At 44.5% G+C, this 13752-nt stretch carries 9 protein-coding genes and 1 riboswitch; of the genes, 4 read left to right on the top strand and 5 right to left on the bottom strand.

The genetic code is table 11. From position 1 onward, the window contains the following. The first annotated feature begins 76 nt into the window (after nucleotides 1-76). Nucleotides 77-270, top strand: a riboswitch (cobalamin riboswitch). Between the two features lie 718 nt (nucleotides 271-988). The 4 genes from NSQ38_RS03895 to udk all read right to left on the bottom strand — a co-directional run bounded on the left by NSQ38_RS03895 (nucleotide 989) and on the right by udk (nucleotide 7070). Next, on the bottom strand, nucleotides 989-3892 hold the full coding sequence (locus NSQ38_RS03895; protein WP_339787224.1) for a DUF5704 domain-containing protein: 2904 nt from the start codon (nucleotides 3890-3892) through the stop codon (nucleotides 989-991). 478 nt (nucleotides 3893-4370) lie between these two features. Beyond that, a complete protein-coding gene (locus NSQ38_RS03890) occupies nucleotides 4371-5651 on the bottom strand; it encodes an S-layer homology domain-containing protein (RefSeq protein ID WP_339787222.1) in 1281 nt (426 codons plus the stop codon). 345 nt (nucleotides 5652-5996) lie between these two features. Beyond that, nucleotides 5997-6326: a chaperone CsaA gene (gene csaA, locus NSQ38_RS03885; RefSeq protein ID WP_339787219.1), complete on the bottom strand. Its 330-nt coding sequence runs from the start codon at nucleotides 6324-6326 to the stop codon at nucleotides 5997-5999. A gap of 111 nt (nucleotides 6327-6437) precedes the next feature. Then, complete coding sequence (gene udk / locus NSQ38_RS03880; RefSeq protein WP_017691162.1) at nucleotides 6438-7070, bottom strand: uridine kinase; 633 nt, start codon at nucleotides 7068-7070, stop codon at nucleotides 6438-6440. A 322-nt stretch (nucleotides 7071-7392) separates the two neighbouring features. Here udk and NSQ38_RS03875 point away from each other — a divergent pair, with 322 nt between their 5' ends. The 4 genes from NSQ38_RS03875 (at nucleotide 7393) to NSQ38_RS03860 (ending at nucleotide 12809) form a co-directional block, all read left to right on the top strand. Next, nucleotides 7393-8229, top strand: a complete 837-nt coding sequence (locus NSQ38_RS03875; protein WP_339787217.1) for a PRD domain-containing protein — start codon at nucleotides 7393-7395, stop codon at nucleotides 8227-8229. A gap of 138 nt (nucleotides 8230-8367) precedes the next feature. Beyond that, nucleotides 8368-10296, top strand: a complete 1929-nt coding sequence (locus NSQ38_RS03870) for a beta-glucoside-specific PTS transporter subunit IIABC (RefSeq protein ID WP_339787214.1) — start codon at nucleotides 8368-8370, stop codon at nucleotides 10294-10296. 89 nt (nucleotides 10297-10385) lie between these two features. Then, on the top strand, nucleotides 10386-11843 hold the full coding sequence (locus tag NSQ38_RS03865) for a family 1 glycosylhydrolase (RefSeq protein ID WP_036674654.1): 1458 nt from the start codon (nucleotides 10386-10388) through the stop codon (nucleotides 11841-11843). 6 nt (nucleotides 11844-11849) lie between these two features. After that, nucleotides 11850-12809: a 2-keto-3-deoxygluconate permease gene (locus tag NSQ38_RS03860; RefSeq protein WP_339787211.1), complete on the top strand. Its 960-nt coding sequence runs from the start codon at nucleotides 11850-11852 to the stop codon at nucleotides 12807-12809. 104 nt (nucleotides 12810-12913) lie between these two features. Here NSQ38_RS03860 and NSQ38_RS03855 read toward each other — a convergent pair whose 3' ends face one another. After that, nucleotides 12914-13597, bottom strand: a complete 684-nt coding sequence (locus tag NSQ38_RS03855; RefSeq protein ID WP_339787208.1) for a type 1 glutamine amidotransferase domain-containing protein — start codon at nucleotides 13595-13597, stop codon at nucleotides 12914-12916. Nucleotides 13598-13752: the final 155 nt, after the last annotated feature.

Below are 13752 nucleotides of genomic sequence, written 5' to 3'. Positions count from 1 at the left end.
CGTATTTCAGTGTTTCAAATTTGAAAGAAAAGTTTTGATCATTATCGTCGTCCCGCTATTCTGATACAGAAGTGTAATTGAATATGTGGAACTTGGTGCTTTGCCCGTCAGGGTGGAAGCTTAATAGGGAAGTCCGGTGTGATACCGGCGCGGTCCCGCCACTGTAACAGAGGAGTCAAGTAGCGATAATCCACTGCTTTAAGCCGGGAAGGAGCTGCAAGTGACGATGATTCTGGAGCCAGGAGACCTGCCAGTTTTAACAAACACAGTAGTACCCTACGGGAGATAGGAAGGTTTTTAGAGAGCATGATTTTTTCTGAAAATCTGTTTATTTAAGGCGTTCTCATTCACTAATACGGAGAGGGACGCTTTTTTTGATAGAATTTATAAGTTTTCAGCGGAGCTGTGGACGGAGAACATTATGGCACGTACATAAAGTTTTGTGGAAGGACGTTAGAGTACTTGAGCAGATATATCGTTAAACGATTATTACAACTAATCGTCGTATTGTTCGGCATCAAGTTTTTGACGTTCCTGCTAACCTACCTGTCTCCTGGAGAAAGTTTGTCAGGATAATACTGATGTGTGGGTTTTCTTTATAGTCTAAGTAAGGTTATAAAAAGAGAATGATGCAAGAAGGGTTACCCCAGAAGTCCATAGATGACTTTCAGGGTAACCCTTTTGTTGTATAACAGGTATGTTGTTTGTAGTTGGAACGTGATACAGCAATAGCTTGTGAATGCTTCATCGTATGTCGTTCAGTGCACTTAAGTCATTCAGTACACCATAGTTTTGCGCAGGCTGTATAGTACTTAATCCGGCACTTCATGGCTATTTCATCATATATTTATTGATTGCTTCATTGGGTGATTGTCGCTATATAGATATTCAGTCTTATTTTGGAGAGGTACTCCGCATACAGACTCTTCTGTCCACATGTAGTTGGCTACATATGCTTAGCCAGTCGTGCTGACATGAGAGATTCAAACTAGTGCGGTACTTGGGATTGGAAGTCATTCCGGCTGGACTGATCAGCATGGTAAAAGACAATGTCGCCATCCTTCAGCGGCCAGGTTCTGCCTTGAGTGTCTGTTGGTTTTTTGTTGAAACCTTCCATCTGCCATTGATTCATTAGTGGTGCATGAATGTATTGTAGATGGGGCGCCTCTGTATTTCCATTCCGCAGGCTCTCCATGTTGAAGTTAACTACGATATAACCATTCTTTAGAAAAATCTTCGATTTCTCATCTAGCTGATTTTGTTGGGCAAGGGGTTCGAGATCCGTCCCTTTTGGTACGGCATATACATCGGCCGGCAAACTATACTCCCCGTACCAGCGTTGGATTGCTGCATTGGCCCGGTCCACGTTGACCCCGGAAGGAATGTCCGTTTTCGGCCCAATGAGTGTCCGAATCGGAGCAGACAGGATCATCCAGTCATAACGACCTACCCATGTTTTTTGATGGGAAGTCTGATCGACCAGGCGAACCATATGTTCTGCCAACGTACGCTGGTTGCGTTCTTCCGCTGTCAGCTCATAAGTATACTGATAACGCGCTGTATCGCCTAACTCTGTGCCGGGTACATTTCGAAGACGTGAGTTCAGGACAACAAAGCGTTTCTCCAGATCCTGTGCCGATCCGATACGGATCAGACGTTCCTGGCCTCGATGGTAGTACAGATCCACTTCTTGTCGGGATAAACCGTCTTTGCTTACAAAAGAAAAAGTTGGTGTTATTCGAATACCATCCTGCTTGCCAAACATATTGCCCTTGGTCTTCAGATCAAACTTGAAATGGTACCCCGTCTTCACAGTCGCGTTAGCGAATCCCTGCACCGGATGGCTTCCTGGTCGGATGGGCAATACAAATGGAGTCAGATTACCTCTCGGATCACCATCAATGCTATTCATCCCTGCCCAGTAGCTAAGGCCCGTTGGGTCGGGACTACCCAATCGCTTGCGAAATACATTTTCCCAGTTGTAATCGGAGATATCAGTGACGTGAAAATCATATAACCTTCCGATCACATCTACCGGTACGGTATCTGCTGCAACATGATGTGTTAGATTGGTATTGGCATCCTGTTGCTCGGTAAAGTTTGCAGGTGCATTCTCTGCAATATTACGGAATACAATGTGATATTTGCCTTCGTCTACCCATACAGGGAGATAAAATGTGGTATCCAGTTGATTGACCGGAATATCGACCCATGTCTTGGCAGGGATAAACTGACTCCGGTCTGCGTTGTAGACATCAAACGGGAATTGTACCTGTTTGATTCGAAAATATTTGGCATAGTCCCGATTCCCATAACCGGGATAACTCGCTGCGTCCAAGTGCTGTCCCGATGTGGGAATTCGTACAATGAACGGACGTTCCAGAATGAGTGCAGCGCTGGTTGGGTCCGGTACGGTTTTCTGATTATGCGGCTGATCATCCGATACCCAGGCGTAATTGACGACAGGGGTGTGTACCGTGACGCTGTTGATGCCGTTAATCGGTAATATTTTATTGGTGCCGCCATTTACGTTACCCGGTAGCAAATCATAATAGATCTCACCAGAGCTTGTGGTGTTTGCTTTATTCAGCAGAGAATTGCTGATCATATTACCCGGTTTGTACAGCACATCACGCCCAATTGTCGTTGGATTAGGGATGTTGGATGGTGTTGGACCATCTTTGGTTGCTTCCACATCATTCATAATGGTTGTGTTGTTGAATTTAACCAAATCATTCTTCACTTTACTTTGAGGTGTGTTGGATTCAGCCATCCCTTTTAAACGTGATGTATCATCAGGCACACTGGGAGGTTGGTTCAAACCACCTGTTAATTTGGGTGGAGTATATGAGATTGAAGTGGTTTGCCCTGGTCGTACATGGGCTTCTACGGATTCATCATTTTTAGACTCCAGTGTGGGTGGTGTGTATCCTGTTGGATTCATCGTAACGGTCTCACCGGGCAAAGCGTAATTAGTCATGGTTGCTTTAGCGATCTTGTATACTTCCAGATTGTTAATTTTCCAGTAGGAGTAGTCTCTCGTGATCTGGAAGGTGTATGGCTTGGGTACCGTGTCGTTCGCGGGTACAGGTGGCCCTGGCGTACAACCATCATCATCACATATTTCTGGTCCAGGTACTGTCCATTCTCTGTCGTACGAGATGGTGACATTACAGTTGTATGTAACTTTACCGCTCATTTTAGCCCAAGCTTGTTTAAATAGATAATTGTCAGCAAAGGCGTTTGTGTAGAGTGACTCTGAAGTAGGTATTCCTTTTAATACATTGAATGTCTCATTATCTCTGTTATCTGACTTAATAACACCACTGGCATTAGGATCGAGATCATCCATGCTCATAATGGTTCCAGCAGAAGGTGGTCCAATCGTTGGCGTGCAACCTCCACCACCGCCTCCGTTCCCGTCGCCCTCACCCGTACCTGGGTTCTCTTCAACACCAATGTTTGTAGTGGTAGTTAACTCAAATCCATCTTTCTTCCACAGTACGGTGATGGTTGTCGTTCCTCTGCTGACGGCTTGAACTAATCCGGAGTTACTAACGGTAGCGACACCAGGATTGGATGATTCCCATGTAGTTGTACCACCGCTGCCGGTGTTAACATTGGTCTCTGCACCAAAGTTTCCATCTCCATTTTTGGTTTTGACAGTTGCATTCAATTGTTTGGACTGGTTCAAGCTAAGTTGCCCGCCAGTGGTAAGGTTGATCTCTTTAGTTATTTCAGCCAATGCCTTCCAATAAAGATCAGTTCTGAAAATGTAGTCTGCTGACCATTTCGGAGGGTGATATTCTCTTGACGCAGTAGGGGCGATTGCGCCCCCAATTTGCATTTGGAATTTGGTGCTCAAGCCATCGAATTCATCTACAGAAAGCAAAATTGGATCTCCAATTCTATAGTAGCTAGTATTGTCCATGTAGTGCGGTTTCTTTGATCTTTCAGTTATTGTAGATGAAGGGAGTTGCTCATTGTTTTTATCTTTGTACTCTGTTGGTTTGTATACATCTTTATCGAGATCTAATTTTACACATACTCTGGATGATCTGGGTAGGTTAGTTGAACTATCATTAAGTAAATCAATGTCGTTACACTGACCTTCTACCCTCCAATCCAAATTATCGAGTTGGAAGATGTAGATACCAAGATTTGTTTTTGCTTCCCCTTCAAGAGGGATAACTTTCTTTTGTGACTTAGCTGGCCCTGAGGGTTCCATATGAAATGGTTTAACATCTTCTTTAATGCCCGGCCCCCCGCCAGCTTCAACTGTTGAAAAGGGTAAAAATAATGCATTTATTGCTAAGGCTGCCAAAAGAAATCGACTTAATTTACTTTTTAATGCCAAAATCATCCCATCCTTATTTATGATCAATCACACTAAATGTAACTCCCTCTTTAGTTGTAAGTGTAATTGCAGAAATTAGAGTTTTATCAAAATGTAGTAGTCCATCTCCCCAGAATATAGGGTTTCTGACAGTGAAAACTCCTTTGTTTTTGATAAATTCAATATTAGTCGGTAATCCAAATGAAGCACTAGCTTTAGTTTTTGGGGAAAGAAGAGGATCAACAGCACTTGAGTTTAATAGACTTCCAGCTTGTAACTGATTCATAGATGAATTTTTAATATTTAATTCAAATTCGACATATGAGTGATAGGCACCTCGTAAAGTTGTAATCACTCCTTCATCAACAAATACAGGATAATATATGCTTCGTTGTGCTCCAACTGCATAAGGACTCACAACAATCCAATTGTGGATTTTGAGATCGGAATAATTTGTTAGTGTTACGAGATTTTTATTTCTTATTTTTGAAAAATCTTCTGTTACAGAATTATAGTCGATGTCAGGATTAACCTTTTTCTCAGGTGTTTTTTTGTATGATGGCGCAATAATATTCAAATTCGTCCCCGTCAAACCCACTGCTCGCAGCTCATTCAAACCCTGGAAATCGGCAGGCTTTGTCTTGGCAACTGCTGCATAACGGGCGATCAATACGGCTACTTCCGCTCGTGTTGTAGTACGATCAACGCCAAATGTTTTATCGTTTGCTACACTCATCAGTCCTGTTCCCAGGGCAACGGCGACTGCATTTTTTTGAGCGCTTGCGAGTTTACCTGTAAAATATTCCTTTGCAGGCACAACGGTGTTGGTCACATCAGAGAGTGCTTGTTTGTACTCAGGATCAACCACGGTTAGTCCTTGCGTCAGCCAAGTAGCCATCTCGCCTCGTTGAAGAGCGCCTTGTGCATCCATTTTTCCCTTGTAATTAGAAGGGCTGATAAAACCTTTTGCAATAGCAGTAGAGACACCGCTTTTTGCCCACTCCGGTATGTCCGTGAAATTGTTTTGTTCTTGTGTCGATGCATTAGGCTGGTCGGATAAACGTCCCAGGATACTTGCCATTTCAGCTTTGGTAACAGGTGAGCTTGGTTTAAATGTCCCGTCGGCATACCCCTTGAAATAACCTTGTTCCACGGCCGAATTAATTGCTGAAGATGCCCAGTGTGTAGAAGGAACGTCCTTGAATTTAGTTGTAACTTGTGCGGCTTCTACAGAACTCCCAACGCCTCCAAAACCTACGATACCCCCTGTTAATAAAGCTAATGCCGTTACGCCGGAAATCATCATTTTTCTCATGAATTTTGCTCCTCTCAATTGTGAATTTCTCTCCTTGATATGTACTTTTCAGGCTACTAGATACTAAATTTGTAATAATAATCAATATTCTACCATGTATAACTAGGCTGTTGGTATGATTTATCAATATATTCCCTCCTCTCCAGACAACTCTTACTAATGCTCCAGACCTATATTTCCTCAAAAAACACAAAAAAAGGCCACGAATCCGCAGATTCATAGCCTTATGCTTTAAGGTCTCCAACATATGTAGTTCCATTAATAGTCAATTCAATAATCAATACATCAAGAATACTCGATTTCCGAACATTTGAAAAGCCTATATTATTCTTACTCAAAATAAAGTCAGGCTACCGGTGTTCCATTTGGCAACGGACTATCCGGTGTGAGCAAGACAACATCGCCTTCACCAGGCACGCCGCCCAGCACAAGTACTTCAGAGACAAAACCGGCAATCCGCCGGGGTGGAAAATTAACTACAGCAACGACCTGTTGGCCAATGATCATGTCAGGCGTGTATCGCTGAGTAATCTGAGCACTAGAGCGTTTCAGGCCAAGTGGTCCGAAGTCGATCGTCATTTTAATAGCGGGTATGCGAGCCTTGGGGAAGGGTTCGGCTTCCACCACGGTACCAACCCGGATGTCATGCTGCATGAATTCTTCAAAAGTAGCCATAGGGGGGATCTCCTTTCAACTATTGGGGACTATTATAAATGAAAAATCAACAAAAAATCCAGGTTACGCTGTATCGTAACCTGGATTTCTATTGTGTGGCTTTGAAACAAATTAAGCGCCGTTCCAATTTTCCCCGGTGAGATATTTCTCGGTGAGGATGGATAACATCTGAATACCTACTTCATTATGTCCGCCTTCTGGAATAATGATATCGGCATACTTTTTGGATGGCTCGATGAACGCATCATGCATCGGTTTTACCGTTTCGAGATATTGTTTGTACACGGATTGGATTGTGCGTCCGCGTTCCTCAATGTCCCGCAGTACTCTCCGCAGAATCCGTACATCGGAATCGGTATCGACGAATACTTTGATGTCCATTAGACTGCGAAGGTGTTCGTCAATCAGCACATGCAATCCTTCTACAATGACAATATGGTTCGGTGCCAGTTCAACCGTCTCATTGGCAGCACGGTTATCTATGGTGAAGTCATATACGGGAGCATACGCCGCTTGGCCTTTTTTCAACAAGGTGAGATGCTCAATCAACAGATCATTATCGAATGCAAACGGGTGATCGTAATTGGTGAGTCGGCGTTGCTCAGGTGTGAGCTGCGACTGGTCTTTGTAATAATTGTCTTGGGATATAAAAGTAACCTTACCTGATCCCAGACGGTCTATGACGGAGCGAGCTACCGTCGTTTTACCGGAGCCGGTTCCTCCGGCGATACCAATGATGAGCATGGTTGTTCCATAAGCCTCCCTAGAATGGCAGCATAATCATGAATAAAGAGCACTGATCCACAATCGATTCAGCACCTTTATTCACATGTCTGTCTCTGAATACACAATTCCTTCATTGTACCACAGCGCTTTGCTTTTTTCATCTGCTATGCAGAGGCATGTTTTCCCTAAGATTGGATGATTGACTTTTTCAAAAACAGCACTATAATAAACTTATATTCATAACACGGACTGTTACTGGGGAAACCAGGCATGACCGAATTCGATTGCTTTACTGTAATCGCTTTCGGTCTTTTTTTATTTTTGTTGGGGGGTGAGAACATTGAAGGTTATCAAGAAAGTAAACAATAACGTAGCCATCGCTATTAATGAACATAACGAAGAGGTTTTTGTCGTAGGTAAGGGTGTAGGATTTCTGAAAACGCCCTATGAGCTGACGGAGACGGACTTGGTGGAGAAAATATTCGTAGCACCAAAGAACATCCGGATGTATGATCTGCTGAACAGTATTCCAATTGAGGATATTTATCTCGCGGAGGAAGTCATCAAGCTGGGCAGTCAGATCCTGAATAAAACATTTAACCCGAATCTGCTTCTCACCCTGTCCGACCATATCAGTTTTGCATTAACCCGAACCAGAGAAGGCATCCGTATCAAAAATCCGCTGGAATGGGAAGTGCGGACACTCTATCCGGACGAGACCCGGGTGGGGGAGGCTGCGCTGAAGCTGATTCAGGAAAAAACGGATATCGCTCTGCCAACAGCCGAAACAACACTGATTGCTCTGCATTTTGTTAATGCACAGGTGGGCTCTGGAGAGATGACGGATACCACCAAGGTAACCACAGTTACGGGCGAAATCCTGTCCGTGATCAAATATGCGCTCAAAATTGACTTTCAGGAGGACTCTATCCATTTCATGCGCTTTGCCACACATATCCGGTATTTCATTCTGAGGCAGATGAGCGGTAAATCGCTCAAAGACGAGAATGAATCGCTGTTTCTAATGGTGAAGGAGAAGTTTCCGAAGGAACTCGCTTGCGTGGAGAAGATTGCTGATTTTCTGAAAAGTAATTATGGCTGGACCTGTTCCGATGATGAAAAGTTATATTTGATTCTGCATATCCAACGATTGATTTCGAATGAACCAACGGAATGAACTAGTGAAGGAACTAACCGAATAATCCATATTGGACTGTTACTGATTCGATCAGGCATGACCAAGCCTAGGGAATGACGATTCCCCGGCTTGGTCATTTTTTATATATCCAATTTATTCATGTAGAGGAGAAGGGTCATGAACAACAAAGAATTGGCTAAAAACGTACTTGATCTCGTTGGCGGCGAGCAAAATATATCCGGGCTAACACACTGTGCAACCCGTTTGAGATTCGTATTAAAGGATGATAACAAAGCAGACCTCAAGGCGCTGGATCAGCTCGAAGGCGTGCTCAAGGCACAAAATTCCGGTGGACAGGTTCAGGTTGTTATCGGTGCCAAGGTAGATGCAGTCTATAGTGAAGTGAGAAATCTAACCTCTGACAAGATTGGCGAGCTTACGGAGTCTACAGACAGTGGACCGAAAAAGAGACGGAACCCCGTCAATGTAGTGCTTGAAACCATCGCAGGTATATTCACACCTGTTCTGCCAGCACTTGTTGGTTGCGGGATGATCAAGTGTTTGGCTACCGTTATAACTGCCATGGGTTACCTGGAAGGATCCGGTTTCCTGACGATCATTAACATGATCGGGGACTGTATTTTCTACTTTATGCCGTTCTTCCTGGCTGTTAGTGCTGCAAATCGTTTCAAAACCAATCCCTATTTGGCGGTAGCTCTTGCTGCGGGACTAATGCATCCAACCATTTTGAACGCTGCGGCTCAGATTGCTGAGACGGGTGTAAACAGTATTGATTTTCTCGGCATGCCGATTCTGTTGATGAAATATTCCTCTTCCGTCATTCCAATCATTTTGGCGGTATGGATTATGAGTTATGTGTATCCGATCGTCAATCGAGTGATTCCTAAGTTTTTACAGGTCTTGCTTACCCCAATGATTGTTTTGTTTATTATGATTCCGGTGGAACTAATCGTGCTTGGTCCAGTAGGATCATATATCGGTGACTGGTTGACCAATGGTATCAACTCATTGTTCTCAACCGCAGGTGTTCTTGCTGGTGCGATTCTTGGATTTTTCAAACCGATCATGGTCATGTTTGGTATGCACTATGCAATCATGCCGATTCAGGTTCAACAAGTGGCTACACTTGGTGCAACCGTGCTGTTACCAACAGCACTGGCAGCGAATTTGGCTCAGGCTGGAGCAGCCTTCGGTGTGTTTGTACTGACGAAGAGTAAAACGATGAAATCAGCAGCTGCTTCAAGTGGATTCACCGCTTTGTTCGGGATTACTGAGCCGGCGATCTATGGTGTTACGCTCAAATATAAACGTCCCTTTTTCGCAGGTTGCCTGGCAGGTGGATTAGTCGGTGGATTCTACAGCTTGGTGCATACAACAGCGAATGCAATTTCACTGCCAGGTGTATTGGCAATTGGTACGTATACATCAGATCGTTACATGTATGTCGTTATTGGTTGTATTGCCGCAGTTGTACTCGGGTTTGTGTTCACGCTATTGGCTGGCATCAAGGAAGATACAGATGGAAATAAATCAAAGCAGCAAGCTACGAATAAAGTAAATAGCAATCAGGCGGCAGTTGCAACGGACACTACTCCGGAGTCAGTGCCATCACAGACATCCACATCTTCTGACATGCTTATCGTTAGTCCAATGACAGGGGAGATCAAACCGATCTCTGAGGTGGAAGATCAGGCGTTTGCCCAAGAGTTGATGGGTAAAGGCATTGCAATCGTTCCGACAGATGGCAAGGTATACGCTCCATTTGACGGAGTAGTTGAGGCGCTTTATCGCACCAAACATGCCATCGGTTTGAAGGCAGCGAATGGTGTCGAGATCCTGATTCATATCGGGGTGGATACCGTCAGTTTGAAAGGCAAATATTTTAACGCCTATATCGAGCAGGGACAGACAATTAAGGCCGGGGATTTATTGGTGGATTTTGATCCGGAGGGCATTACTTCAGCGGGCTACAACACCATTACGTCCATTGTCGTTACCAACATGCAACAGTACGGAGATGTGCTGACTACAGCGACCAGCGGCCCGATCCGGGAGAGTGAACCTTTGCTTAAGCTGATTCCGTAAGAACTGCTCATCTTTTCATTAAGCTACAAGTTACAAGCTAGATGGTCTTAATAAGACTTAATAACACGTAATAACAGGAGGAAACTAAAATGACAAATTCCAATTTTCCAAAAGATTTTTTATGGGGCGGTGCACTGTCTGCCTGTCAGGCCGAGGGAGCTTATAATGTAGATGGCAAGAGCCTGACCATCCCAGAAGTGATGAAATTTAACGAGAAGAACGATCGCAAAGTGACCAAGCAGATCAGAGTGAATTGGGAGATGATTGAAGAGGCCAGGAATGACCCGGATACCGTGAAATATCCGAAGCGCCGGGGGATCGATTTTTATCATAACTTCCGTGAGGATATCGCTTTATTTGCCGAGATGGGATTCAAAGTCTTCCGTTATTCTATTTCATGGGCCAGAGTATTTCCAGGTGGCGACGATGCCGCTCCGAACGAAAAGGCACTAGAGTTCTATGATCAGGTTATTGATGAATGTCTTAAGCAGGGTATGGAGCCCCTGATCACCATCAGTCACTTTGATACGCCAATTGTACTTATGGACAAGTTCGGAGGATGGTATAACCGCAAATTGATCGATCTGTATGTGAACTATTGCGATGTGTTGTTTAATCGCTACAAGGGCAAAGTGAAATATTGGGTGACGTTCAACGAGATCAACATGAGCGTGAAAGCATCGGCCAAAACGCTGGGAATCATTGATTATGATGCTCCGAATTATGAGGAAATGTTGTTCCAGGGGTTGCATCATCAATTTGTAGCTGCGTCCAGAGCAACCAAGATGGCTCATGAGATTGATCCGAATAACCAGATCGGAAGTATGGTCGCTTATTTTACAACGTATCCTTACACTTGCAAGCCGGAGGACGCACTTCAGATGCAGCAGGATGATCAGATGAAAAATCAGTTCTATCTCGATGTGCTCAATAAAGGCGAGTACCCTTACTATAGTAAAACGTATTTCAAAAACAAGGAGATCCAGTTGAACATCGAGGACGGCGATCTGGATAGCATTCGCGCACATACGGCTGACTTTGTGGGGATGTCGTATTACAACTCCATGATTTCCAGCAGTGATACGGAGCAGCTCGAACTAACGGCAGGTAATGTACACAGTGTATATAAAAACCCGCATCTGCCCGCTAACGAGTGGGGTTGGCAGATTGATCCGATTGGCCTGCGTTATACGCTTAATCTCGTCTATGATCGGTATCAAAAGCCTGTCTTCATTCTGGAGAACAGCTCAGGCTTCTACGACAAGCTGAATGAAGATGGAACGATCAACGATCCATACCGGATTGATTTCCTGAGCAAACATATCGAACAGATGGGACTTGCCATTGCCGATGGGGTCGAAGTGTTGGGTTATACAATGTGGGGGCCGATCGACATGATCAGTTCAGGGACTTCCGAGATGAGCAAACGGTACGGATTTATCTATGTGGATCAGGACGACTATGGCAACGGTACGCTAAAAAGATATCGTAAGGATTCGTTCTTCTGGTATCAGAATGTGATCCGTACCAACGGAGCAGAACTGTAACGCACCATGAACATACTGGGTCGTGTCAAAAAAATACCCGGCGGCTTGCTGATTGTTCCTATGCTGGCCGCTGCGGTCATCAACACGGTGTTTCCATCGTTTTTTCAGATCGGAGATCCAACGACAGCACTGTTCACATCGAAAGGTACCATGGTGCTGATCGGTATGATTTTACTGATATCAGGAACACAGCTTAACTTGTCACAGCTTCTGGTGACCTTGAAGAGAGCAGGGGTGCTCTGTATTTCACGTATCCTCATCAGCTGTCTGTTCGGCTGGGCGTTTGTACACTTTTTTGGCATTAGTGGGGTCGGGGGAGTTTCTGCGGTAGCCTTCATTGCCGTTCTAACCAGTTGTAATCCGGGATTATATCTGGCCTTGATGAACACGTACGGAGATGATGTGGATCGTGCTGCGTTTGGCATTCTGAATCTGATCGCCGTACCGGTTATTCCGGTCATGATATTGAATTCGGCAAGTGGCGTCGGTATCGATTATCTTAGTGTACTTGCTACGCTAGTACCTTTCTTGATCGGGATACTGCTTGGTAACTTGGATAACAACATACAGAAGATGTTCGCTCCGGGAACACTGATTCTGCTGCCTTTCCTGGGTACAAGCTTTGGGTCCAATATTGATCTGCGTATTGCATTTCAGTACAGTCTGTCCGGCTTGCTGGTCACAGTGTTATTTTTGCTGATCTGCATGCTGCCGCTCATTGGAATCGATCGCGCGATACTAAGGCAGCCCGGTTACGCAGCGGCTGCGACATGTTCGGTAGCTGGATTATCCATGGTGGTGCCTTCGATGGCTGCCGGGTTCAATCCGGCGTATGCGCCATATGTGGACACAGCTATCGCTCAGATTGCGTTTGCCGTGATCCTGACGTCGGTGACCGTGCCTTATATCGTGAAACGTCTGGCTGGAGGAACAGCGACGGAAGCTATTGCATCAACAAATCACTAGAAAAAAACAGCATGTGTTCTGTCAGGTCATGACGGATCACGTGCTGTTTTGCTTTGTACATCTATATGATCTCTTGGGGGAGGAGGGGGATCGATCGGTTTATTTTACAGACCTAGCAATTGTTTAACACTTTCGGCTACAGCTTTGCTGGATTGCGGATTCTGTCCTGTGACCACGCGGCCATCTGTTGTGACATAAGAGCTGAAGGCAGCCGCTTTATCGTATTGTGCAGCACGTTCTCTCAAAGTATCTTCCAACAGGAATGGAACATACTCGGTTTGTTGAGCCAATGCTTCCTCTTCATTCGTGAAGCCGGAAACGGTTTTGTCGTTGATCAAAAGCAGACCGTTGGACAGCTTCACGTTCAGCAAGGCTGTAACCCCGTGGCACACGCCGGATACAACCCCACCTTTTTCATAGATATCACGAGAAAGCTCTTGAAGTTCAGCATTGTCCGGGAAATCCCACATCGTACCGTGACCGCCAGTGAAGTAGATTGCATCGTAGTCACTCGCGTTTACTTCGCTAGGTTTCAGCGTATTTTTCAATTGGTTCATGAACGTTTCGTTCTCGAAATAGGCTTTGGTGCTCTCATCCAGAGAATCGCCGAGACTTTTCGGGTCAAGAGGTACGTTACCACCTTTAGGACTAACCAGATCGATCTGAACATTGTCGTTGTGATCAAACTCTTCAATAAAGTGCGTTGCTTCGCTCAGCCACAAGCCGGTAGGCTCGTCCTTCGTTGCGTATTTGTCCACATTTGTTAGAACAACCAATATTTTTTTCATATAAAAAACCTCCCGTAAAGTGTATAACATTAATATATATTAAATATCACAAAATTAAATTGTGTAAAATCTATTATCAAATATAACATAACTATTTTTTAAAGTAAAATCATGAACGTATCGTAGGTCTCTAATGTGACTTTCCAGCTTAGGAG

It is taken from the genome of Paenibacillus sp. FSL R7-0313, from assembly GCF_037969885.1.
Lineage (GTDB): Bacteria > Bacillota > Bacilli > Paenibacillales > Paenibacillaceae > Paenibacillus.
Note: the sequence above shows the minus strand (reverse complement) of the source record. Positions and strands in the feature narration are given on the sequence as shown.

Bases quoted from the DNA above. Each gene is read 5' to 3' on its own strand.
- NSQ38_RS03890 (WP_339787222.1), bottom strand. From the start codon at position 5,651: ATGAGAAAAATGATGATTTCCGGCGTAACGGCATTAGCTTTATTAACA.
- csaA (WP_339787219.1), bottom strand. From the start codon at position 6,326: ATGGCTACTTTTGAAGAATTCATGCAGCATGACATCCGGGTTGGTACC.
- udk (WP_017691162.1), bottom strand. From the start codon at position 7,070: ATGCTCATCATTGGTATCGCCGGAGGAACCGGCTCCGGTAAAACGACG.
- NSQ38_RS03870 (WP_339787214.1), top strand. From the start codon at position 8,368: ATGAACAACAAAGAATTGGCTAAAAACGTACTTGATCTCGTTGGCGGC.
- NSQ38_RS03865 (WP_036674654.1), top strand. From the start codon at position 10,386: ATGACAAATTCCAATTTTCCAAAAGATTTTTTATGGGGCGGTGCACTG.
- NSQ38_RS03860 (WP_339787211.1), top strand. From the start codon at position 11,850: ATGAACATACTGGGTCGTGTCAAAAAAATACCCGGCGGCTTGCTGATT.
- NSQ38_RS03855 (WP_339787208.1), bottom strand. From the start codon at position 13,597: ATGAAAAAAATATTGGTTGTTCTAACAAATGTGGACAAATACGCAACG.